This is a genomic window from Bradyrhizobium sp. USDA 223 (assembly GCF_044909005.1).
Lineage (GTDB): Bacteria > Pseudomonadota > Alphaproteobacteria > Rhizobiales > Xanthobacteraceae > Bradyrhizobium > Bradyrhizobium yuanmingense.
In genome coordinates this window covers 5,449,335-5,472,341 of the sequence record NZ_JBIYDR010000001.1, presented here as the reverse complement: position 1 = coordinate 5,472,341, position 23,007 = coordinate 5,449,335, and the positions used below count along the sequence as shown (strand labels likewise).

Here is a 23,007-nt window from a genome sequence, read left to right as displayed (position 1 = left end):
CGAGCCTACTGCACGAGATCGGCGACGGTGGTTGCGGCCTTGAGGCCGGTGCCGGTGAGAACGGCGACCGTGGTGTCGTTTGCATTGATGGCGCCGGTTGCGGCGAGCTTGTCGAGCGCCGCAGCCGCGCTGGCGCTGGTCGGCTCGGCAAACAGGCCCTGGCGCGCGAGGCGGCGCAGGGCGGCGACGATCTCGTCCTCGGTGAGCGCGATGGTGCCGCCGCCGCTCTCGCGCAGGGCGGCGATGATCTCACGCAGGCGGAGGGGAGTCTTGATCGCGGTGCCCTCGGCAACGGTCTTGCTCACCTCGCGCGCGACCGGCGTATCGACACCGGCCTTGAAGCTTGCATCGATCGGCGAGCAATTGAGCGGCTGCGCCGCGAACAGGCGCGGCAGCTTCGAGATCTGCCCGGCCTTCAACAGCTCGCGGAAGCCGAAGGCGCAACCCAGCAGACTGCTGCCGGCGCCGACGGGAATGATGACGTTGTCGGGCGCGCGGAATCCCAGATCTTCCCAGATCTCGTAGGCCAGCGACTTGGTGCCTTCGAGGAAGAACGGCTGCCAATTGTGGCTGGCGTAGAAGGTCTGGCTCGACTGGCGGATGGCCTCGGCTTCGGATTCCTCGCGCGGGCCCTCCACGAGCTGCACGGTCGCGCCGTAGGCGCGCACCTGCGCGATCTTGGCCGGCGAGGTCGAGGCCGGCGCCAGAATCTTGACGCGCATGCCGCCGGCCGCACCCAGCCCCGCCATCGACGAGCCGCCGTTGCCGGAGGAATCCTCCAGAATGGCGTCGACGCCGATCTGTCGCAGGAACGACAGCATCACCGCCGAGCCGCGGTCCTTGAAGCTGCCGGTCGGGTTGAACCATTCGAGCTTGAACAGCGGGCGCAGCGCGCCCCAGTCCTGCTGGACCAGCGGCGTGCAGCCCTCGCCGAGCGTGATCGGGTCCTTGATCTCGACCGGCAGCGCCGCCCGGTAGCGCCACAGCGAGCGCGTCCGGCCATCGATGTCCTCGCGTGAGATGCCCGCCCCCGGCGTCACCAGCAGCGGCGTGCGCTCGTCCGAGCACCAGCGCGGCTGGTCCAAGGGATAGAGCTTTCCGTTGCGGGGATCGATGTAGCTGGCGGCAGGCATGGCAGTCTCCAAGGCAGGGCAGCGCGGTGCGCCGAACTTGAAGCCCACCGCACGAAACGAAGCAACACCTTGAAAACACGAAAAATGGAACTATTTCAATTCCTTAAACTGGCCTCGCAGGCCGAGCGGCAAGCGCGATGCGCGCGCTGGCATCGGATGCGACAGGCCTGACGGCCCTCTCGATGACGGGAATTTGGCCCCGAACGGCCCCTGCGCCCTGCCACGATTAACTTGTCTGTCGTCGCCGGCCGCTACAATATGTTGGATTGAGCTTGCGCCGCCGGTTCGGCGTCGCAAGTGAGCCAGGCCCGTCCGAGCGGCGGGCCGTTGGCTTTTTGGGAGCCTGGACATGAGCCGTGCCAACCGTACCGACCACATCCGCCTGACCTCCCATCCGGAGCCGGGCAGGAAGGCCGCCTTTCCCATCCATTGGGGCGCCGCTGATGCGCGCGCGCGTGGGCCGATCATCGGCACGGTGTCGCGCGCAGGGGATCGCAACGTGATTGGCAGCCATGGCGGGTCCTACGCGATGTACCGCGCGCTCGCGGTCTCCGCCGGCGCGCTTGATCCGATTCGCAGGCCTGACCTCACGAACACCTTTCCGGCCGCGACCATCGGTCCGTTCGAGCAATGGACCGATCCCACAAAAATCGTCGCGCTCGATCCCTGGGGGCATCTGGTCGCCGAGAATTTTCGCCAGGAGATCGCTGAGGGCGCGGACATCCGCCCGAGCATCGCGGTGACGCGGGCGCGGCTCGATCTGCCGGAGATCCGCGACGCGCTCGCCGCAAAGCGGCTGCGCGCCGATGGCGAGGTCGTGCACGCCAATGGCAGCGTCTCGGTGGTGAAGATCGCGATCGATCCGGTGTGGCACCTGCCTGGCCTTGCGGCGCGCTTCGGCACCGGAGAGACCGAGTTGCGGCGCACGCTGTTCGAGCAGACCGCCGGCATGTTCCCGGAGCTGGTGACGCGCCCGGACATGAAGGTGTTCCTGCCGCCGATCGGCGGCACCACGGTGTATCTGTTCGGCGACGTGACAAAACTGCCGGACCATCGCACCAGGATCACCTGCCGCGTGCATGACGAGTGCAACGGGTCCGACGTGTTCGGCTCCGACATCTGCACCTGCCGGCCCTATCTGATCCACGGCATCGAGGAATCCGCGCGCGGCGCGCAGGAGGGCGGGCTCGGGCTCGTCGTCTACAACCGCAAAGAAGGCCGCGCGCTCGGCGAGGTCACCAAATTCCTGGTCTACAATGCGCGCAAGCGGCAGGAGGACGGCGATGCGGCCGCCGCTTATTTCGAGCGCACCGAGTGCGTGGCTGGCGTCCAGGACGCGCGCTTCCAGCAATTGATGCCGGATACGATCCACTGGCTCGGCCTCAAGCGCATCGATCGCTTCCTGTCGATGAGCGACATGAAATACGACGCGCTGACTTCGCAAGGCATCGACATCGTCGAGCGCGTGCCGATCCCGCTGGAGCTGATTCCGGCTGATGCCCATGTCGAGATCGCCGCCAAGAAGGCCGCCGGCTATTACTCCACCGACATCGCGCCGGAGCAGTCCGTGAACGGCGTCGTCGGGCGCTCGCTGGAGAAATACTGATCGCGATGGCGGACGCTTTGGACTCGCAGGCGCGCGCGTTGCTCACCGCAAGGGCGGTGCGCGCGCGCGCCGGGCAGATGCTCGAGCTCGGCCTTGCCGGCGGGCTCACCCATTTCACTGTCGATCTCGGCCGCATCGATGGCGTTGCCGATGCCGTGCTCGCGGTGACCCGTAAAGCCTATCCGACGCTCGACATTCCGTTCCATGCGCGCTGGCGGCACTTCGTGCTCGGCGGCGTCGACCGCTGGGCCCGGCTCGCCGATGCTGCGTCCTGGCCGGATCGCGCGGCGCGGGCGCGCGCCGAGTTCGACCTCGCCATCGTCAGCGTGCTGCTCGATGCAGGTGCCGGCGCAGCATGGCGCTATCGCGACAGCGTGACGGGAGCAGACGTAGGGCGATCGGAAGGGCTTGCGATCGCGAGCCTCGACATGTTCGCGAGCGGGCTGTTTTCACACGATGCGCGCGCGCCGTTCAGGGCGGATGCGGAGGTGCTCGCAAAGCTGCCCCTTGGCTCACTCACCTCCGCCTTTCAGGTGACCGAGGCCAATCCGCTGCTCGGCCTGGAGGGACGCACCGACCTGCTGCAGCGTCTGGGCAGGCAGGTCTCGGAGCGTGCGGACGTGTTCGGCCTGCACGATATGCCGCGGCCGGGCGGGCTGTTCGATCATATCGCAGCGCGTGCGGTCGGCGGCGCCGTCGCTGCGCCCGCGATCCTGTCCGCGGTGCTGAACCAGCTCGGGCCGATCTGGCCGTCGCGACTTGAGCTTGCGGGCGTGCCGCTCGGCGATTGCTGGCGGCATCCGGCGATCAAAGCGGACGACGGCACGGCAGGCCTCGTGCCGCTGCACAAGCTGTCGCAATGGCTGAGCTATTCGCTGATCGAGCCGCTGCAGCGCGCCGGCTTTGAGGTGACCGACATCGACGGCCTCACGGGCCTTGCCGAATATCGCAATGGCGGCCTGTTCGTCGATCATGACGTGCTGCGCCTGCGCGAGGCCGCCGACGCCGAGCGCGCGCATGCGGTGGATTCGCTGCTCGTCGTGGAGTGGCGCGCGCTCACAATTGCATTGCTCGACAGGTTGGCGGAGCGCATTCGCGCCAAGCTCGGCCGCACCCCTGAGACCTTGCCGCTTGCGAGCATCCTCGAAGGTGGCAGCTGGGCGGCGGGCCGCGCCATCGCACTTGCACGCCGTCCCGATGGATCGCCGCCGCTCAAGGTGATCAGCGACGGCACGGTTTTTTAGAGAATGGATAGAGATTTTCGGCCAAGCGCGTCATTGCGAGCGCAGCGAAGCAATCCAGAGTCCCACCGCGGGCAGATTCTGGATTGCTTCGCTGCGCTCGCAATGACGTCTCGGTGAATTTCAGGAGCATCCCATCATGGAAGGCGTCACGATCGTCGATCATCCGCTGGTGCAGCACAAGCTGACGCTGGTGCGGGACAAGTCCATCTCGACCAAGTCGTTCCGCGAGCTGATCAAGGAGATCGGCATGCTGCTGTGCTACGAGGTGACGCGCGACCTGCCGCTTACCGATACCGTGATCGAGACGCCGCTGGCGACGATGCACTCGGCCAAGATCGCCGGCAAGAAGCTGGTGTTCGTGCCGATGCTGCGCGCCGGCACCACCTTCGTCGACGGCATGATGGATCTGGTGCCGACCGCGCGCGTCGCCCATATCGGGCTCTACCGCGAGCCGCACAGCTTTGCCGCCGTGGAGTACTTCTTCAAATCGCCGTCCGACCTCAGCGAGCGCCTCGCCATCGTGGTGACGCCGGTGGTCGCCACCGCCAACACCGCCGTCGCCGCCATCGACCGGCTGAAGGAGCGCGGCGCCAGGGACATCCGCCTGGCTTGCCTGATCGCGGCACCGGAAGGGCTCGAGCGGCTGCGCGGATTGCATCCGGACGTGCCGATCTGGACCGCGGCGGTGGATGAAGGGCTCGACGACAACGGGTTCATCCTGCCGGGCCTCGGCGATGCCGGCGACCGCGCCTACGGAACGCGGTAAGCGCTGGGCGCGTTTTAGGAACAGCTTCCGCCGCGCGAGGTTCTCCTGCACCAACAGGGAGAGCACGATGACCTATCAGAATGATGACCCCAGGACTGACCGTGCACGCCGCAACAGCCCGGTCGGCTGGGCAGTCGGCGCGATCTTCGTGATCGCCGTGGTCGCGGCCGTCTTCTTCTACAATGGTCGCGAGTTCGGTCCCCAGACCACGACCTCGAACCCGAACACGGCGCCGAACGTCACCACCGGATCGAATCCACCGGCTGCGCCGGCGAAGTGATGCGCTAGGAGCGGGTCGTCACACCTTCCCGCTGCCGCAGATGCCCTTCAGTGCCTGCCATTCCTTGTCGGTCAGCAGCGGCGGGCCGCTGGCGGGCCGGTCCTCCTTCGTCATGCGCGCGAGGCGATCCTCGGTCAGCGGATGGCTGGCGAGGATATTTGTCAGGCCGGAGCCGCCCTCCTTGCCGGTGATGCGGAACATCAGTTCGGCCGCGGGCTTCGGCGAACGGCCGAGCGCATGCATGATCTCGATCGCGAAAGTGTCGGCGCCGGTCTCGGCTTCGCGCGAATAGGACGCTTCGACCAGACTGCGCGAGGCGAAGATCACGGCCGAGGAGCCGGTAATGTCGCCGAACAAGAGGCCGATCAGGAACGAGGTGCCGCCGTTGTAGATCAGGCCGCGCATGTTGTCGTAATGCTTGAGATGGCCGAGCTCGTGGGCGAGGATGCCGGCAAGCTCGTCGGGACTCTGGGCCTTGTCGAGCAGGCCCTTCAGCACGAACACCTTGCCGCCGGGCAGCGCGAAGGCATTCGGCACCGCGGTCGGCAGCACGCCGGCCGTCATGGTGTCGTCGAGGCCGGCCGCATCGCGCAGCCGGTTGACGAGCTTCGTGAACGCGGCCTTGCCCGCGGGGTCTTCGCACACGCTGCGGCCGAAGATGGTCTTCATCTGGACCTCGGCCGCGTCGCCGATGCGCCGTTCCACGGGCTTAGGCACCAGCGGCGCGAGCCGGTCGGCGGCGAGCGGCACGCCGAACAGGACGACGCAGACGATGGAGACGGCGGCGGCAACCGACCAGCCCACGATCTTCGCGACGCCGCTGCGCGTCGTCCGGTGCTCGTCGAGACGCGTGCAGCGGGCCGCCACGTCCGCGGCGAGCGCCGCATCGCGGATCTCCAGCCGAGCCAGAGGCGGTGCAGACGTCGCAGCCAGGCGCAGGATTCCGGGGGGACTGTCGGCGCGGCGAAGGTCGGCATAGGCCCAGCGAACTGGCGTTGCGCCGTCCTCGGCGATCTCGAGCGCATCACTGAGCGTCAGCGTCACCTGCCGTCTGCGGCTCGACACGCCGTCGAAGAAGATGGTCGGCCTCTCCGACTGCGCCGGGGGCTCGGCAAACACGTCACTCACAGCTCAGAATCCCGCGACATCGAGTCCGTCGGCAAAGCCTTCGCCGAGCGCGCCGGCAAGCTGACCGCTGCCGCGCACGTCCGCCGCGGCCCAGATGTTGTGTACCTCGACGGTCTCCAGCACCTTGGCCCAAAGATCGCGCTGAAGATAGACCCGCATGACGATGTTGATGGCAAGGGCGAGTGCGAAATAGCCGATCACCATCATCACCACCATCGGGATGCTCTTCGTCGCATTGTCGCCGGCGAAGATCTCCTCGGCGGAAACGCCGGTGAGCGAGACGACCAGGAAGGCGCCGCCGGCCATATAGGCCGTAAACGCGACCGTGAGCAGCATCCACCAGCCGATCACCTTCCAGTACAGGCCGTAGAATGCGTCATGCGGCAGCTTTGAGGACAGGCTGACGCCACCGATGCGGATGCCGTCGAGCCACCAGCGCCATTCGCGCGCCTTGAACTCGGCATAGAAGAACGGTGCGAGCGGGAAGACGACGAACGCGATCGGGCTGAGCAGCCACAGCCACCAGCCGCGCTTGAAGAAGGTCCAGCCGTCGGCTTCGAAATCGCCGCGGAGATCACCGTAATGGGTGTGCCGCATCTTGTAGCGTTCGAGCGCCGCCGCGCGCCAGGGCAGCGCAAGACCGAGCGTCAGGAGCACCAGCAAGCCCCACAGCATGGCGCGAAACGCGTAAGCCCAGCCCGAGCCGTCCATCCAGAAACGGACGCCGCGCCAGACCGTGCGCGTCAGGCGGTAGCGCCGCGCGCGAAAAATCGCGAACTGGCCGAAGGCGTAGAAGGCGATGAAGAGCGGCGTCGAGGCAAAGGCCTGCCAGCGCTCGAACTCAATGCCAATGAGAAAATAGGCGAGATAGATCGGCACCAGGATCGCGAGCGCGAACAGGAAGCCGACCAGGAGCTCCTTGGCCCGCCCGGTGTATTCGGCCGCGTCGCCGTCGATCGCGGTGTGCGTCCACAGGTGACGGCGGATGTCGGTGACGAGCCAGAACCGGTAGAAGCCGAAGGTGACGAGCTCGAGCATGGCACCCTTGGTGACCATTTTGCGGAACTCGGAGCGGCTGCCGGAGAAATCGACCCGCGTCGCCGGCAGCGGCGGGGGCAAGGGTTCGGACCCGATCGGGGTCCATTGCATGTCGTTCACGGCGGCAACCTCGGGATGCGGATCTGTTCCGGCCAAACTATAGATCAGAGGTTAGTCGATCCCCAAGATGAGCGGGTTCGATTTAGCTCGATTCCAGCGGATTTCTCGCGCGATACTCTGTCGTCCGGCGTGCGGGAGGTCACGTTCTCGTGGCGTCGTGACGATCGTGCAACGCGCTCGTGAAGGCTGGATGAGGCAAAACTCTCCCTTGCCCCGGCGCAGACAACCGGCTGTAATTGCAAATCAAATACCGCAGCGCAGAATTCAACGACGCGCGGTTCATATCCAGGGAGAACGGTCATGCATGGGACCATCGAAAGCGCGGGCAAGCTCGACGCCTTGCGCGAGCGCGCGATGTCGCTGCCGCTGGAGCAGTTCGATCCCGGCGACCCCGAATTGTTCAGGACCGATACGTTCTGGCCCTATTTCGACCGGCTGCGCCGCGAGGATCCCGTGCATTACTGCAAGGACTCGATGTTCGGGCCGTATTGGTCGGTGACGCGCTACAACGACATCATGGAGATCGAGACCAACCATGCGGTGTTCTCCTCGGCCTCCGCGCTCGGCGGCATCACCATCCGCGACATCGATCCGGATCTGCGCCGTGAGAGTTTCATCTCGATGGACCCGCCGCGCCATGCCGCCCAGCGCAAGACCGTGGCGCCGATGTTCACGCCGACACACCTCGACAATCTCGCCATCAACATCCGCAAGCGCTCGGCCGAGTGCCTGGACAATCTTCCCCGCGGCAAGGTGTTCGACTGGGTCGACCGCGTCTCGATCGAGCTCACGACGCAGATGCTGGCGGTGCTGTTCGACTTCCCCTGGGAGGATCGCCGCAAGCTGACGCGCTGGTCCGATATCGCGACCACCATTCCCGGTCCCGACGGCCTCGTCGCCACCGAGGACGAGCGGCAGGCCGAACTGACGGAATGCGCGGTCTATTTCTCGAGGCTGTGGAAGGAGCGCATCGAGCAGCCGCCGAAGAGCGACCTGTTGTCGATGATGGCGCATGGCACTGCTACGCGCGACATGGATGCGAAGAACTTCCTCGGCAATCTCATCCTCCTGATCGTCGGCGGCAACGATACTACGCGCAACACCATGTCGGGCTCGCTTCTCGCGCTGAGCCAGCATCCGGAGCAATATCGCAAGCTGCGCCAGAACCCCGATCTGCTCGACAGCTTCGTGCCGGAGGTGATCCGCTGGCAGACGCCGCTCGCGCATATGCGCCGCACGGCGCTGTCCGATTTCGAGTTCCGCGGCAAGCAGATCAAGAAGGGTGACAAGGTCGTGATGTGGTACGTCTCGGGCAACCGCGACGAGGACGTGATCGACAGGCCCTACGAGTTCATCATCGACCGTGCCCGCCCGCGTACGCACCTGTCCTTCGGCTTCGGCATCCATCGCTGCGTCGGCCTGCGGCTCGCCGAGCTCCAGCTCAAGATTATTTGGGAGGAAATTCTCAAGCGGTTCGACCATATTGATGTGGTCGGCGAACCCACCCGGGTCTATTCGAGTTTTGTAAAGGGTATCGAAACGCTGCCGGTGAAGATTGCTGCGTGAGTCGAACGCAACGGAGCCACGATCATGAACATCCAAGCGCCGGTTAAAGTGGACAAGGCCGAACGCATGCGGAAGGCGCGCGAGGAGGCCTATGCCACGCCGTTGTCGCAATTCCACCCCGGCGCGCCCCGGCTATTCCAGGACGACACGCTGTGGCCCTGGTTCGAGCGGCTGCGCAAGGAAGAGCCGGTGCATTACTGCACCAATGCGCCGATCGAGCCGTACTGGTCGGTGGTGAAGTACAACGACATCATGCATGTCGACACCAATCACGGCATCTTCTCCTCGGATTCCAAGCTCGGCGGCATCTCGATCCGCGACGTGCCGGAAGGCTACGACTATCCGAGCTTCATCGCGATGGACCAGCCCCGGCATTCGGCGCAGCGCAAGACGGTGTCGCCGATGTTCACGCCGACACACCTGGACGAGCTGGCAAAGCTGATCCGCCAGCGCTCGCAGACCGTGCTGGACAATCTGCCGCGCAACGAGACGTTCAACTTCGTCGAGCGCGTCTCGATCGAGCTGACCACGCAGATGCTGGCGACCCTGTTCGACTTCCCCTGGGAGGAGCGGCGCAAGTTGACGCGCTGGTCCGACGTCTCCACCGCGCTGCCCAAGAGCGGCATCGTCGCCAGCGCCGAAGAGCGCCGCCGCGAGATGGACGAGTGCTATGCCTACATGTCCAAGCTCTGGAACGAGCGTGTCAACTCCGCGCCGCGCAACGATCTGTTGTCGCTGATGGCGCACAACGAGGCCACGCGCCACATGGACCCCGACAACCTCATGGGCAACATCATCCTGCTCATCGTCGGCGGCAACGACACCACGCGCAACACCATGACCGGCTCGGTGCTGGCGCTGAACGAGAACCCGGAGCAATACGACAAGCTGCGCGCCAATCCGGAGCTGATCGATTCCATGGTGCCGGAGGTGATCCGCTGGCAGACGCCGCTGGCGCATATGCGTCGCACCGCATTGCAGGACACCGAGATCGGCGGCAAGCACATCAGGAAGGGCGACCGGGTCGTGATGTGGTACGTCTCCGGCAATCGCGACGAGGAGATGTTCGACAAGCCGAACGAGTTCATCATCGACCGCCCCCGCCCGCGCACGCACCTGTCCTTCGGCTTCGGCATCCACCGCTGCGTCGGCATGCGCCTCGCCGAGCTGCAGCTCAAGATCGTCTGGGAGGAGATGCTGAAGCGCTTCGACCGCATCGAGGTGGTCGGCGAGCCCAAGCGGATCTATTCGAGCTTCATCAAGGGATATGAGACGCTGCCGGTGCGGATTCCGGGCTGAGCTCTCTCCTACCGTCATTGCGAGGAGCGAAGCGACGGAGCAATCCAGACTGCCACTGCGGAAAGATTCCTGGATTGCTTCGCTACGCTCGCAATGACGGGGCGACTTCCGCGTATAACACTGGTCGCAGAAAGCTCGGCGGCAGCCCAGCTATAAAATTTCGGCATGACAGCTCGCGCCAGATGCGAAGGCACGACCGCGCGCGGCTGTTCTACCACACGCCATCTAACTCAGCCGGATGTCCCACACGCCTTCCTTGCGGCAGGCGGCGACTTCCTCGCGCAACAGCGAGGTGATGGCGAGCGAGGCCGTCGAGGCCGGGCGGTCGATTGGAGAGGCAAAGATGAGCTCGCGGGTCATCGGCTTCGATACGGGGGCGGTTTCCAGCCGCCCGTCCGCGACCTCGCCATGGACCGAGGACGGCGGCAGCAACGCGAAGCCCAGGCCCTCCTCGACCAGGCTCGTCAGGACGCGAAACGAATCCGCCTCCAGCTGGACGTCGAGCTTGATCTTGCGCTGGGCCGCGGCGTGCTCGATCAGCGCCCGGAGGCCGTGGGAATGAGAGGGCAGCACCAGCCGCTGCCGCAGCAGCCAACCGATGTCCACGCTCTTCTTGCGGGCAAGGCCGCAGCCGCGCGGACCGACCGCGACGATATTGTCGCGCCCCAGGCTCTGCACGTTCAGATGCAGATCGGCGGAACGGCCGTAGAGGATGGCGAGATCCATCTCGCCGCGATGCAGCCATTCGACCAGGTGGCCGCTATAGCTCTCGACGATGCGCAGCGAGATGCCGGGAAATTTTTCGACGCAGCGCCGTGCAAAGCGCGCCGACAGCACGCAGCTCACGGTCGGAACGAGACCGAGCACGACCTGACCCGAGGGCGGGCCCTTGGCCGACTGGATGTCGTCGCGGATCTGGTCGATCTGCCGCACGATGCCGGAGGTGCGCGCCAGCAGCAGGCGGCCGGCCTCGGTCAGCACCATGCCACGGCCGTTGCGCGTGAAGAGTTCTGTGCGCAGCTCGTGTTCCAGCAGCTTGATCTGCCTGGAGAGCGCCGGCTGCGCCACGCGCAACGTGTCGGAGGCCTTGGACAGGCTGCCGAGCTCCGCCACGCAACTGAAGGTCCTGAGCTGCCGGAAATCCATGCTTGCCAATCCTGGAAGGCTACTCCATACGCTATAACAAATGAGCATAGGGGGCGGGCATTGTTTTCACAACGCCCGTGGGTTGGCCGGCGTTATCTTAACTGCCGCTGAGAATTGGAAACGCCATGAGTCAAGAACACCACACCGAAGATTACGCCGACATCCGCGAGGCCGTAGCCAAGCTCTGCGCCCAGTTCCCCGGCGAATATTGGCGCAAGCTCGATCGCGAGATGGCCTACCCCAAGGCGTTCGTCGATGCGCTGACCGAGGCCGGCTATCTCTCGGTGCTGATCCCCGAGGAATATGGCGGCGCGGGCCTGAAGCTGTCGGCGGCCGCGGCGATCCTGGAAGAGATCCAGCGCGCGGGCTGCAACGGCGGCGGCTGCCATGCGCAGATGTACACCATGGGCACGGTGCTCAGGCACGGCAATGCCGAGCAGAAGGCAAAATACCTGCCGAAGATCGCGAGCGGCGAACTGCGCCTGCAGGCGTTCGGGGTTACCGAGCCGACCAGCGGCACCGACACCTCCTCGCTGAAGACGTTCGCGCGCAAGGACGGCAACGACAGCTACATCGTCAACGGCCAGAAGATCTGGACCAGCCGCGCCGAGCATTCCGATCTGATGGTGCTGCTGGCGCGCACCACGCCGAAGGACCAGGTCAAGAAGCGCACCGATGGCCTGTCGGTGTTCATCGTCGACATGCGCGAGGCCAAGAACAACGGCCTCGAGATCCGCCCGATCCGCACCATGATGAACCACGCCACCACCGAAGTGTTCTTCACCGACATGAGGGTGCCGGCGGAGAATCTGATCGGCGAGGAAGGCAAGGGTTTTCGCTACATCCTCTCCGGCATGAATGCCGAGCGCATCCTGATCGCCGCCGAATGTGTCGGCGACGCAAAGTGGTTCATCGCGAAGGCGACGAACTACGCCAAGGAGCGCGCCGTGTTCGGCCGGCCGATCGGCCAGAATCAAGGCATCCAGTTTCCGATCGCCAAGGCCTACGCCTCGATGCGCGCGGCCGAGCTGATGGTGAAGGAAGCCACGCGCAAATACGAGGCCGGGCTCGATTGCGGCGCGGAGGCCAACATGGCCAAGATGCTGGCGGCGGATGCGTCCTGGGAAGCGGCGAATGCCTGCATCCAGACCCATGGCGGGTTCGGCTTCGCCGAGGAATACGACGTCGAGCGCAAGTTCCGCGAGACGCGGCTCTATCAGGTGGCGCCGATCTCGACCAACCTCGTGCTGTCCTTCGTCGCCGAGCACGTGCTCGGCATGCCGCGCTCGTACTGAGGTTGCGGCCATGGGAGCATTGGACGGGATCAGGGTGATTGCGGTCGAGCAGGCGGTGGCGGCGCCGTTCTGCTCCTCCCGCCTGGCGGATGCCGGCGCGGAGGTGATCAAGGTCGAGCGGCCCGAAGGCGATTTCGCCCGCGGCTATGACGCGGCGGCCAAGGGCCAGAGCAGCTATTTCGTCTGGCTCAATCGCGGCAAGCAATCGGCGGTGGTCGATCTCACGACGAAGGACGGCCGAGCCGAGCTGGAGAAGCTGATCGCGAGTGCAGACGTGCTGATCCAGAACCTGAAACCCGGCTCGATGGACAAGCTCGGCTTCGCGCGCGAGCGGCTCTTGAAGGACTATCCCAAGCTGATTTCCTGCACCATCACCGGCTATGGTGACGAGGGTCCCTACGCCCACCGCAAGGCCTATGATCTCCTGATCCAGGCCGAGAGCGGGCTCGCCTCGATCACCGGCAATCCCGATGGCGCCTCGCGCGTCGGCATGTCGATCGTGGATGTTGCGACCGGCGCCACCGCGCATGCCGCGATCCTGGAGGCACTGATCGCGCGCGGGCGCACCGGCAAAGGGGCCGACATCCGCATCTCCATGTTCGACGTGATGGCGGACTGGTGCACCGTGCCGCTGCTCAATGCCGAAGCCGGCAATCCGCCCAAGCGCATGGGCCTGCGCCATCCATCGATCGCGCCCTATGGTGTGTTCACCTCCAAGGACGGCAAGGACATCCTGATCTCGATCCAGAGCGAACGCGAGTGGAAGACGCTGTGCGCGAAGGTGCTGGATCAGCCGGACCTGCCGGCCGATCCCCGCGTCGCCAACATGGTCGAGCGCGTGCGCAACCGCGACTTCACCGACACGACGGTGGCCGACATCTTCGGCAAGATGACGCGCGACGAGCTCCTGAAGCGGCTGTCGGACGCCGACATTGCATTCGCCGAGGTCAACACCATGGCCGACCTCGCCAACCATCCGCATCTGCGCCGCATCGAGGTCGACACGCCGAACGGCCGCGTCAGCTATCCCGCGCCGGCGCCGATCATCGTTGGCGAGACGCGCAGCTACGGCGCCGTGCCCGCCATCGGCGAGCGTCCCCAGTCCAAATAGCGAGAGCGAGGCGTCATGACCGAGAAGCTCGACATCGATCATCTCAGGCAATGGATCGGGCGCAGCCAGGAGGCCACCGACATCGTCACCGCGCAGCTCGTGAAGGGCCTGCGCGCGACGCTGTTCCAGGAGGTCGGCGAGCCCAAGGCGGGCGACGCTGCGCCGTTCACGGTGCACTGGTGCCTGGCGCAGCCGGTGTTCCCGATGTCGATGTTGGGGCCCGACGGCCATCCGACTCGCGGCGGCTTCCTGCCGCCGGTGCCGCTGCCGCGCCGGATGTGGGCCGGCGGCGAGATCGAGTTCTTGCAGCCCTTGCGCGTCGGCGATGAATCGACGCGGACTTCGCGCATTGCCGACGTGCAGGTGAAATCGGGATCGACCGGCACGCTGTGCTTCGTCTCGGTCGAGCACAGCATCTCCTCGCCAAGGGGCACGGCGATCCGCGAGCGGCAGGACATCGTCTATCGCGAGATGAGCGGCGGCGCGCCGGCTGGCGGCAAGGCGTCGCCTCCGCCGCCGCAGGCGCAGCATCGCGAAACGCATGTGTCCGATCCCGTGCTGCTGTTCCGCTACTCCGCGCTGACCTTCAACGGCCACCGCATCCATTACGACCGCGACTACGTCACTGAGGTCGAGGGCTATCCGGGCCTGATCTTCCACGGTCCACTACAGGCAGCGCTGATCGTCGAGATGGCGGCCAAGCTTCGTGGCGGCAAGGCGCCGAAGAGGTTTTCGTATCGCGGCGTGCAGCCGCTGTTCGAGGGCACGGAGTTCTCCGTCAACGCCAATGACAGCGGTGAGAGCATGGAGCTGTGGACCGCGAACGCGGAGGGGCAGCCGACGATGAAGGGCACGGCGGTGTGGTGATACTCTCTCCTCGTCATTGCGAGGAGCGAAGCGACGAAGCAATCCAGACTGCCTCCGCGGAGAGATTCTGGATTGCTTCGCTTCGCTCGCAATGACGAGCGGGGCTGGTAGGGCGTCAATAAACGCAGGGACGGAAACCATGGCCAAGAACGGCAAGACCGGCACCAAGCCCGTCACCGTGAAGCAGGCGACGCTCGACCTGCTGCGCGCCTTCGGCATCGACAGGGTGTTCGGCAATCCTGGTTCGACCGAGCTGCCGTTCCTCAGCGACTGGCCCGACGATATCGACTACGTGCTGGCGCTGCAGGAAGCTTCCGCCGTCGGCATGGCCGATGGCTATGCGCAGGCGACGCGCAATGCCGGCTTCGTCAACCTGCATTCGGCCGCCGGCGTCGGCAACGCGCTCGGCAACATCTACACAGCCCATCGCAACCAGACCCCGCTTGTGATCACCGCAGGCCAGCAGGCGCGCTCGATCCTGCCCTTGCAGGCCTTCCTCTATGCCGAGCGCGCCTCCGAGTTTCCGCGGCCTTATGTGAAATACAGCGTCGAGCCGGCAAGGCCGGAGGACGTGCCCGCCGCGATCGCGCGGGCCTATTACACCGCGATGCAGCCGCCGTGCGGGCCGACCTTCGTGTCGATCCCGATCGACGATTGGGCCCATGCCTGCGCGCCGGTCGAGGCGCGCAAAGTGAGCCGCGAGATCGGCCCTGAGCTGGAGCCGATGAAGGCGCTGGTTGCGGCGCTCGCCTCAAGCAAACACCCTGCGCTCGTCGTCGGCCCTGGAATCGATCGCGCCGGCGCGGTTGATCTGATGGTGCGCGTCGCCGAGAAGACCAGGGCGAGCGTCTGGGTTAGTCCGTTCTCTGCACGCTGCTCGTTCCCCGAGAGGCATCCGCAATTCGCGGGCTTTCTGCATGCCTCGCCGGCGCAACTGTCCGACGCGCTGCGCGAGCACGATGTCGTCGTCGTCATCGGCGCGCCGGTGTTCACCTTCCATGTCGAGGGCCATGCGGCGATCTTCGACGGCGGCGCGACCATCTTCCAGATCACGGATGATGCGGATGCCGCCGCGGTGACGCCATCAGGCACCAGCATCATCGCGACGATGAAGCCGGCGCTGAGCCTGCTGCTCGACCTGCTGCCGGAGAGCAAGCGCGCCGCGCCGAAGGGCCGCACGCTGCCGCCGGCGCCGCAGCCTGCCGATCCGCTGCCGGTCGAATTCCTGCTGCATTCGCTGTCGCAGGCGATGCCGGATGACGCATCACTTGTCGAGGAAGTGCCCTCGCACCGGCCGGCGATGCAAAAATTCCTGCCGATGCGCGGCCAGGACAGTTTCTACACCATGTCGAGCGGCGGTCTCGGCTACTCGCTGCCGGCTGCTGTCGGCATGGCGCTCGGCAAGCCGAAGCAGCGAACGGTGTGCCTGATCGGCGACGGCTCGGCGATGTATTCGATCCAGGCGCTCTGGACCGCCGTGCAGCGCAAGCTGCCGCTTACCGTCGTCGTGATCAACAATTCCGGTTACGGCGCGATGCGCTCGTTCAGCCAGGTGATGCAGGTGCGCAACGTGCCGGGGCTGGAGTTGCCGGGGATCGATTTCGTCCGGCTTGCCGAGGGCATGGGGTGCCATGCGGTGCGGGTGACGAAGGCTGCGGAGCTGGGCGAAGCGCTGAAGCGCGGCATGGCGTATGCGGGCACTAGTCTCGTCGAGGTCGTCGTGGATTCCGCAGTGCCGGTGCTGTACGGGCAGAAGCATTGACGGCGTCATCACGACGCCAAAAAACCTCCGTCCGCCGCGAGCACATGCCCGACGACATACGACGACGCATCCGACGACAACCACACCACCGCCTCGGCGACCTCCTCCGGGCTGCCCATCCGCCGCAGCGGCAATCCCGCACCGACCGTTGCCACATCGCCGACGCCGGCGCGCAGCATCATGTCTGTGACGACGCGGCCGGGCGCGATCGCATTGATGCGAATGCCACGCGGCGCGTTCTCCATCGCCGCCGAGCGTGTCAGCGAGATTGCGGCGGCCTTTGAGGCCGAGTAGAGCGAAAAGCCTGGATCGGGATTGCGCACCCCGCTGACGGAGGTGTTGACGACGATGCTGCCGCGCCCCTGCGCCAGCATCGCCGGCAACTGATGGCGCAGGCAGAGGAACAGCGCGCGGACATTGGTGTCGAACACGCTGTCGTAGATCTCCGTGCCCTGCTCCTCCAGCGGCGCGCGGCGCTCCTGGAAGCCGGCATTATTGAAAGCGACGTCGAGCCGGCCGCAGCGCCCGACGGCTGTGGCTACGAGGCGCGCGACCTCGTCATCCTCAGTGATGTCGGTCTTGAGCGCGATCGCCTCCGTGCCGAGCTCGCGGCACGCGGCGGCGGTGGCCTCGATCTCGGCCTCGCGCCGGCCGGCGACGACGACCGCTTCCGCCCCTTCGGCAGCCATCCGCAGCGCCGTCGCGCGCCCGATGCCGCTGCCGCCGCCCGTGACCAGGCAGACCTTGCCGCTCATCCGCTGACCTGCCGGCAAAGCTCCGCTCATGGTCCGCTCCAAGACACTTGAACTCCAAGACACTTGGACTCCAAGACACTTGGACTCCAAGACACTTGGACTCCAAGTCACTTGCGCGCGCCGTTGCGCCCATATAGTTGTATGATACAACTATATGGGTTGAGTCAAGCCATGGCCGAGCTTTCGCTGATTGACGACATCCGCGCCGCCTCGCGTCTGATGGTGCGCGAACTCGGCTTCATGGACGCCACGGTGGCGGCCTCGGGCTATCCGCCCTCGGCGGTCCACACCATCCTGGAGATCGGCATCCGCGGCCCGATGAATTCGGGCGAGCTCGGCGATTTCCTGCGGCTGGAGAAATCCAGCGTCAGCCGCCTGGTGCGCAAGCTGATCGATTGCGGCGAGCTCAAGGAGACGCCGGACGAGGCGGATGCGCGCAGCAAGCTGCTATCGCTGACGGCGAAGGGCCGGCGCACGCTGGAGGCCCTCCATGCGTTCGGCCGGCAGCAGGTGCGCGGCGCGCTAGCGGCGCTGACGCCGGCCGAGCAGCGCACGGTGTGCGAGGGCATGATGCTCTATGCGCGCGCGCTGCGGGCGAGCCGGGTGGGGGAGACGGTGGCGGTGGTGTGATGCGCGAGGTTGCTGAAGCTGCTCCTACACGCTCGGTGTCATCGCCCGCGAAGGCGGGCGATCCAGTACTCTGAGACGGTTGTGGTTGAGCCGACGGGGGCGGCATACTGGATGCCCCGCCTCCGCGGGGCATGACAGCGTCTAGCGTGGGAGCACCTAACGGTCACTTCCCGAATTCTTCCCGCATCCGCGCCTGGATCTTGGCCATGCCGCCGATCCAGCGGTCGTAATTCTCGGTCTTCTTGCGCATGTAGCCGAGCACTTGCGGGTGCGGCAGGATCAGGAACGTCTCCTGCTCGAGGCCGGCGAGCACGTCTTTCGCCACTTGCTCGGGCGTCAGGTCGCCGTCGCCGGATTGCGGGCCCTTGGGAATCGAGCGCAGCATGTTGGTGTCGACACCCTGCGGGCAGAGGATCGAGACCTTGATGTTGTGGGCCTTGTGCGAGATCGCGAGATTCTCGGCAAAACCGACCGCCGCGTGCTTCGTCGTCGAATAGGCCGGGCTGCCGACCTGCGACAACAGGCCCGCGGCCGAGATGGTGTTGAGGAAATAGCCGCCGCCGCGCGCCCTCATGCGGGGGACGAGATGCCGTGCCGCATAGACATGCGCCATGACGTGGATCGCCCAGCTGCGCTGCCACGGCTCGTCCGAAGCGCCGCCGGCATTCTCCGACATCGGATCGAAGCCGCCACCGATGCCGGCGTTGGAGCAGAACAGCGCGATCGGGCCGAACTGCCGCTCGGTCTCCTCGATGACGTGGACGATGTCCTTTTCCTGCGCGACGTCGCATTTGAACGCGGCGCCATCGACCATGGCCGCGACCGCTCGCGCATTGGCGGCGTCCATGTCCGCGACCACGACCTTGGCCGCACCCGCATTGTGAAAGGCCTCGCACAGCGCCTTGCCGATGCCGTTTGCGCCGCCCGTGACGACCACGACCTTGCCGGTCACCTGCATGCGACGTCTCCTCTCGTCTTATACCGCTTCGCGGAAACTTCTCAGCTCAACACGAGGTCGAGCACCGCGGTATAATGACATGCCGCGCCGGCCAAGACAAAGCCGTGCCAGATCGCATTCTGAAAGCGCAGCCGTCGCCAGGCGTGGAAGATCACGCCGAAGCTGTAGAGCAGGCCGCCGGCAAGGATGAAGCCCAGCACCAGCGTGGGCAACGCCCTGACCACGGCATCGTAGAGCATCATGCCGCTCCAGCCCATCGCGAGATAGATGCCGACCGAGACGCGGTCGAACCGGCCGGGATAGAGCAGCTTCAGCACGATGCCGAGGATTGCCACGCACCAGACGCCGGCCAGCAGCACCAACGCGAACACGCTGTCCTTCAGCTCCAGGATGAACGGCGTGTAGGTCGCGGCGATCAAAAGATAGATCGCGGAATGGTCGAAGCGGCGCAGCAGCCATTTAGCCGGCGAGACCGGCCAGAGATTATAGGTCGCCGACAGCACCAGCATCGAGAGCAGGCCGGCGACATAGACGGAGACGCCGACGATGTCGGTGGCGTCGGCATAGACCGCCGTCAGCACCACCAGCACCGTCGCGGCAATGATGCCCGCGAGCACGCCGATCCCGTGGACGATGCCGTCGGCGATCAGCTCGGCACGATCGTAGTCCCAGCCGATCGCGTCGGCTGCGGCGTGGACGGAAGAGGATGCAAGCTGCTTCAACTGGAAGACGGTCATGGCAATCCGCAAAGGCTCGAGGCAATGCCCTCTCGATGGGTGTTTCGGGACCGGCGGGTCGTTCAAACGGCTGATTTGCCGAGAAAGGCGGTGGAAGTATGAAAGCTTGAATTTCTTCAGGCAATTGCCACTTTTGTGACTAATCCGTTTTGCGTATCCCTCGCCCGAGATCCCCTCACGTTCATATGGCATTCAGTTTCCAGGATATGGTCGAGGAAGCGCGGCTGTCGGCGCGGGCGCTGATCGACTATGGCGAGCATTTCTTCAACCCGACGGTGCGGCTTGGTGTCACCGGTCTGTCGCGCGCCGGTAAGACCGTATTCATCACCGCGCTGATCCATGGACTGACGCGCGGCGGCAGGTTTCCGGTGTTCGAGGCCTATGCCTCGGGCCGGATCGCGCGGGCGCACCTGGCGCCGCAGCCGGACGATGCCGTGCCGCGCTTTGCCTATGAGACCCATCTGCGCGCGCTGATCGAGGAACGGCGCTGGCCGAGCTCGACCGTGGACATCAGCGAGCTCAGGCTCGTGATCGACTACCAGCGCCCGAACGGCGCCGACCGAACGCTGACGCTCGACATCGTCGACTATCCCGGCGAATGGCTGCTGGACCTGCCGCTGCTTCACAAGAGCTACGAGCAATGGTCGGCGGAGAGCCTGGCGCTGTCGCGCGAGGCGCCGCGCGCGCATCTCGCGGCCGAGTGGCACAGTCATCTCGCAACGCTCAAGCCCGAATCGCGCGAGGACGAGCAGGCGACGCTGACGGCCGCAAAGCTCTTCACCGATTATTTGCGCGCCTGCCGCGACGAGCGCTTTGCGATGAGCCTGTTGCCGCCCGGCCGCTTCCTGATGCCTGGCAATCTCGCCGATACGCCGGCGCTGACCTTTGCGCCGCTGGACGTGCCTGCTGTCGGGCAGGCGGGCGAGGGATCGCTGTGGGCGATGATGGTGCGGCGCTTCGAAGCCTACAAGGACGTCGTCGTGCGGCCGTTCTTCCGAGATCATTTCGCGCGGCTCGACCGTCAGATCGTGCTGGCCGACGCGCTCTCCGCTTTCAACTCAGGCCCCGAGGCGCTGCACGATCTCGAAGCCGCGCTATCAGGCATTCTCGACTGCTTCAACACCGGCCGCAGCACGATTCTCTCCAGCCTGTTCCGGCCGCGCATCGACCGCATCCTGTTCGCCGCGACCAAGGCGGATCATCTGCATCATTCGAGCCACGACCGGCTCGAGGCCGTGCTGCGCCGCGCGGTCGCGCGCGCGGTCGCGCGCGCGGAAAACACCGGCGCGGCGATCGACGTCGTGGCGCTGGCCGCGGTGCGCGCCACGCGCGAAGCGCAGGTGGCGCACGGCCGCGACAAGCTGCCGTCGATCCTCGGAACACCCGCCGCGGGCGAAAGCGCCGGGGGCGAGTTCTTCGACGGCAACACCGAGGTTGCGACCTTTCCGGGCGATCTTCCGCTCGATCCCGAACCGCTGTTCAACGGCACGGATGCGTTCCGCGGGCTCGCGACGGCGGCGGCCGGGAACAGCGATTTCCGCTTCCTGCGCTTCCGCCCGCCGAAGCTCGAACGCGAGGGTGCCGAAGAGCCGACGCTGCCACACATCCGCCTCGACCGTGCCTTGCAGTTCCTGATCGGAGACAAGCTGTCATGACCGAGCGATCCAAGCCACGGCGGCCGGCGACGTTCCGGCTCGACGATCCCGGCGTCGTCGTCGCCGAGGCCGATGAGACCGGCCGTCTCGGTCGCGTCACCATCCAGATCACGCCGGAGCCCGATCCGGCGATGCTGCCGGTGCCGGTGCAAGCCGCAGTCCCGGCGCGGCGCGGCTTTCCCTGGGGCACGCTGTTCTGGTCGGGGCTCGCCGGATTGACGCTGCTCGGCACCGGGCTCGGCGTGGTCCACCTGATCGAGGATCTGTTCGCGCGCAACGAGACACTCGGCTTCGTCGGGCTTGCCTTCGCCGCCGTCACCGCGCTGGCGCTTGCCGTGGTGATCGGACGCGAGGCGTTCGGTCTCGCGCGCCTTGCGACCATCGAGAAGCTGCACCAGCGCGCAGCTTCCGTGCTGGCCAGCGACGATCGCAAGGAGAGCCGCGTCATCGTCCAGGACCTGCTCAAGATCGCGCACCAGAATCCGCAGCTGGCGCGCGCCCGCGCGACGCTGGAGAGCCACGCCGGCGAGATCATCGACGGCGCCGACATGATCCGCCTCGCCGAGCGCGAGCTGATGTCGCCGCTGGACGCCGAGGCGCGGCGGCTGGTGTCCTCGGCCGCGCAAAAAGTCTCCATCGTGACGGCGGTGAGCCCGCGCGCCGCCATCGACGTGCTGTTCGTGTTCGTGGCGGCGCTGCGCCTGATCCGCCAGCTCGCTTATCTCTATGGCGGCCGAGCCGGCGCGCTCGGCATGATCCGCCTGCTTCGCCACGTCATCGCCCATCTCGCCATCACCGGCGGCATGGCCGCGAGCGACAGCCTGGTGCAGCAGATGCTCGGCCACGGCATCGCGGCGAAGCTGTCGCAGCGCTTGGGTGAAGGCGTGCTGAACGGGCTGCTGACGGCGCGGCTGGGATTGGCCGCGATCGATGTGACGCGGCCGCTGCCGTTCGCGGCCCTGCCGCCGCCGAAGCTGTCGGATCTGGCGACGGATCTGCTGCGGAAGAAGGACGGGGACGAGTAGATCGCTCCCTTGGACCGCCTCACTCCTTCAGATTATTCGCCCGCTTCACCCAAGCGCGCACGTCCTTGAGGACGGCGGGAAGCACGGCCTTGACCTCCGCCACGGTCATGCCCGCCTTGATGCGGGGATCGTACAGCAGGTTGAGGATGTACTGGTCGTAGACGTCGAAATAGCCCATCGAGACGTTGTCGTTGAACATGGTCCAGGGCACGCTCGTGGTGTCGTTGATCGGCCCGAGCGATTGCAGCAGCTCCTCATAGGCGCAATCGAGGAAGGTGAAATCGCCGTTGTCGACGGTGAGGATGACGTCGGAATGCTCGATCTCGAAATTGTCGTTCTTGCGGAAGCCGGACAGGCATTGCGGATCGAGCGAGGAGCGGATCTCGCGCGCCTTCTCGGCGCCGTAGAAGCTCGAGATGGTGCGGAACAGATCGCGGTCGCGCACCAGCTTCACGCGCACATTCGCCGCTTCGTTGGTGTCGATCATGGCGATGTCGAGATGCTGCACGCGCTTGCCGATGTCGGCCACGACCTTGGCGAGCTGCGTCTTGCGATCCTCGCGGTCGCTCTCGGCGTAGACGCGCACCGGCCCGTCGAACTTGCGGATGCGGTCGACGCGGCCGGCAAGATGGTATTCGGCGCCGAATGCCGTCTTCAGGAAGCCCTCGATGATCTCGCCGTCGGTGAAGCTCTTCTTCTCGGCGCGCTGGCGCGAGGACACCGCGGGCAGCTCGCCGGCGGCAGCCATGGGTGCGATGTCAGGCGCGCAGGCGAGCGTCGCGAGGGCCAGCAGGGCGAAGCGAAAGCCGGGCGAGGGCGGGACGAATGCGCTCATCGTGCTGTGACGCTGCCGCATTCGCCCCGCGTGCACAAGAGCGCAAATTCA

Annotated in this window: 21 protein-coding genes; 13 read left to right on the top strand and 8 right to left on the bottom strand. The window is 65.9% G+C overall.

From position 1 onward, the window contains the following. Window positions 1-5: 5 nt before the first annotated feature. Complete coding sequence (locus ABIA40_RS25405) at window positions 6-1,133, bottom strand: threonine synthase (RefSeq protein WP_275508126.1); 1,128 nt, start codon at window positions 1,131-1,133, stop codon at window positions 6-8. 349 nt (window positions 1,134-1,482) lie between these two features. Between ABIA40_RS25405 and ABIA40_RS25400 the strand changes: the two genes are divergently transcribed. The 4 genes from ABIA40_RS25400 to ABIA40_RS25385 all read left to right on the top strand — a co-directional run bounded on the left by ABIA40_RS25400 (window position 1,483) and on the right by ABIA40_RS25385 (window position 5,029). Beyond that, window positions 1,483-2,739 (top strand): GTP cyclohydrolase II, encoded by a 1,257-nt coding sequence (locus ABIA40_RS25400; protein WP_404543773.1) that lies wholly within the window; start codon window positions 1,483-1,485, stop codon window positions 2,737-2,739. A 5-nt stretch (window positions 2,740-2,744) separates the two neighbouring features. Further along, window positions 2,745-3,983, top strand: a complete 1,239-nt coding sequence (locus tag ABIA40_RS25395; protein WP_404543771.1) for a URC4/urg3 family protein — start codon at window positions 2,745-2,747, stop codon at window positions 3,981-3,983. A 136-nt stretch (window positions 3,984-4,119) separates the two neighbouring features. Then, a complete protein-coding gene (upp, locus tag ABIA40_RS25390; protein WP_036009715.1) occupies window positions 4,120-4,749 on the top strand; it encodes a uracil phosphoribosyltransferase in 630 nt (209 codons plus the stop codon). Between the two features lie 67 nt (window positions 4,750-4,816). After that, a complete protein-coding gene (locus tag ABIA40_RS25385; RefSeq protein WP_036009716.1) occupies window positions 4,817-5,029 on the top strand; it encodes a hypothetical protein in 213 nt (70 codons plus the stop codon). 18 nt (window positions 5,030-5,047) lie between these two features. On the opposite strand, the gene ABIA40_RS25380 is transcribed toward ABIA40_RS25385, so the two are convergent. Further along, on the bottom strand, window positions 5,048-6,157 hold the full coding sequence (locus tag ABIA40_RS25380) for a M48 family metallopeptidase (RefSeq protein WP_271541447.1): 1,110 nt from the start codon (window positions 6,155-6,157) through the stop codon (window positions 5,048-5,050). 3 nt (window positions 6,158-6,160) lie between these two features. Further along, window positions 6,161-7,315 carry a DUF898 family protein gene (locus ABIA40_RS25375; RefSeq protein WP_271541449.1) on the bottom strand — a complete coding sequence of 385 codons (1,155 nt, stop codon included), beginning with the start codon at window positions 7,313-7,315 and terminating at the stop codon, window positions 6,161-6,163. Window positions 7,316-7,615: 300 nt separating this feature from the next. On the opposite strand from ABIA40_RS25375, the gene ABIA40_RS25370 reads away from it, so the two are divergent. Together ABIA40_RS25370 and ABIA40_RS25365 are read left to right on the top strand one after the other, a co-directional pair. After that, the gene (locus tag ABIA40_RS25370) at window positions 7,616-8,881 is read left to right on the top strand and encodes a cytochrome P450 (RefSeq protein ID WP_271541451.1); all 1,266 of its coding nucleotides are present in this window, start codon (window positions 7,616-7,618) and stop codon (window positions 8,879-8,881) included. 24 nt (window positions 8,882-8,905) lie between these two features. Then, the gene (locus tag ABIA40_RS25365) at window positions 8,906-10,180 is read left to right on the top strand and encodes a cytochrome P450 (RefSeq protein WP_271541453.1); all 1,275 of its coding nucleotides are present in this window, start codon (window positions 8,906-8,908) and stop codon (window positions 10,178-10,180) included. A 225-nt stretch (window positions 10,181-10,405) separates the two neighbouring features. On the opposite strand, the gene ABIA40_RS25360 is transcribed toward ABIA40_RS25365, so the two are convergent. Next, on the bottom strand, window positions 10,406-11,326 hold the full coding sequence (locus ABIA40_RS25360; protein WP_404543767.1) for a LysR substrate-binding domain-containing protein: 921 nt from the start codon (window positions 11,324-11,326) through the stop codon (window positions 10,406-10,408). A gap of 125 nt (window positions 11,327-11,451) precedes the next feature. Between ABIA40_RS25360 and ABIA40_RS25355 the strand changes: the two genes are divergently transcribed. The 4 genes from ABIA40_RS25355 to mdlC all read left to right on the top strand — a co-directional run bounded on the left by ABIA40_RS25355 (window position 11,452) and on the right by mdlC (window position 16,361). Further along, on the top strand, window positions 11,452-12,621 hold the full coding sequence (locus tag ABIA40_RS25355) for an acyl-CoA dehydrogenase family protein (protein ID WP_057027777.1): 1,170 nt from the start codon (window positions 11,452-11,454) through the stop codon (window positions 12,619-12,621). Between the two features lie 10 nt (window positions 12,622-12,631). After that, entirely contained in the window at window positions 12,632-13,732 is a 1,101-nt protein-coding gene (locus ABIA40_RS25350; protein ID WP_404543763.1) for a CaiB/BaiF CoA transferase family protein, read from the top strand. Between the two features lie 15 nt (window positions 13,733-13,747). After that, on the top strand, window positions 13,748-14,599 hold the full coding sequence (locus tag ABIA40_RS25345; protein WP_271541461.1) for a MaoC family dehydratase N-terminal domain-containing protein: 852 nt from the start codon (window positions 13,748-13,750) through the stop codon (window positions 14,597-14,599). Between the two features lie 139 nt (window positions 14,600-14,738). Next, window positions 14,739-16,361 (top strand): benzoylformate decarboxylase, encoded by a 1,623-nt coding sequence (mdlC, locus tag ABIA40_RS25340; protein ID WP_404543761.1) that lies wholly within the window; start codon window positions 14,739-14,741, stop codon window positions 16,359-16,361. An 8-nt stretch (window positions 16,362-16,369) separates the two neighbouring features. Here mdlC and ABIA40_RS25335 read toward each other — a convergent pair whose 3' ends face one another. Then, a complete protein-coding gene (locus tag ABIA40_RS25335) occupies window positions 16,370-17,146 on the bottom strand; it encodes an SDR family NAD(P)-dependent oxidoreductase (RefSeq protein WP_404543759.1) in 777 nt (258 codons plus the stop codon). Window positions 17,147-17,287: 141 nt separating this feature from the next. On the opposite strand from ABIA40_RS25335, the gene ABIA40_RS25330 reads away from it, so the two are divergent. After that, window positions 17,288-17,746: a MarR family winged helix-turn-helix transcriptional regulator gene (locus ABIA40_RS25330; RefSeq protein WP_404543756.1), complete on the top strand. Its 459-nt coding sequence runs from the start codon at window positions 17,288-17,290 to the stop codon at window positions 17,744-17,746. A gap of 163 nt (window positions 17,747-17,909) precedes the next feature. Here the strand turns inward: ABIA40_RS25330 and ABIA40_RS25325 are convergent, their stop codons facing one another. Continuing rightward, window positions 17,910-18,704: an SDR family oxidoreductase gene (locus ABIA40_RS25325; protein WP_128266575.1), complete on the bottom strand. Its 795-nt coding sequence runs from the start codon at window positions 18,702-18,704 to the stop codon at window positions 17,910-17,912. Between the two features lie 41 nt (window positions 18,705-18,745). After that, window positions 18,746-19,441, bottom strand: a complete 696-nt coding sequence (locus ABIA40_RS25320) for a hemolysin III family protein (RefSeq protein WP_036009743.1) — start codon at window positions 19,439-19,441, stop codon at window positions 18,746-18,748. A gap of 185 nt (window positions 19,442-19,626) precedes the next feature. Here ABIA40_RS25320 and ABIA40_RS25315 point away from each other — a divergent pair, with 185 nt between their 5' ends. Beyond that, window positions 19,627-21,096 carry a YcjX family protein gene (locus ABIA40_RS25315; protein WP_271541471.1) on the top strand — a complete coding sequence of 490 codons (1,470 nt, stop codon included), beginning with the start codon at window positions 19,627-19,629 and terminating at the stop codon, window positions 21,094-21,096. Beyond that, window positions 21,093-22,121, top strand: coding sequence for a YcjF family protein (locus ABIA40_RS25310; protein WP_404543754.1), 1,029 nt, complete (start codon window positions 21,093-21,095; stop codon window positions 22,119-22,121). The genes ABIA40_RS25315 and ABIA40_RS25310 overlap by 4 nt, the downstream gene beginning before the upstream one ends. A gap of 19 nt (window positions 22,122-22,140) precedes the next feature. Here ABIA40_RS25310 and ABIA40_RS25305 read toward each other — a convergent pair whose 3' ends face one another. Next, entirely contained in the window at window positions 22,141-22,956 is an 816-nt protein-coding gene (locus ABIA40_RS25305) for a DUF2927 domain-containing protein (protein ID WP_036036088.1), read from the bottom strand. Window positions 22,957-23,007: the final 51 nt, after the last annotated feature.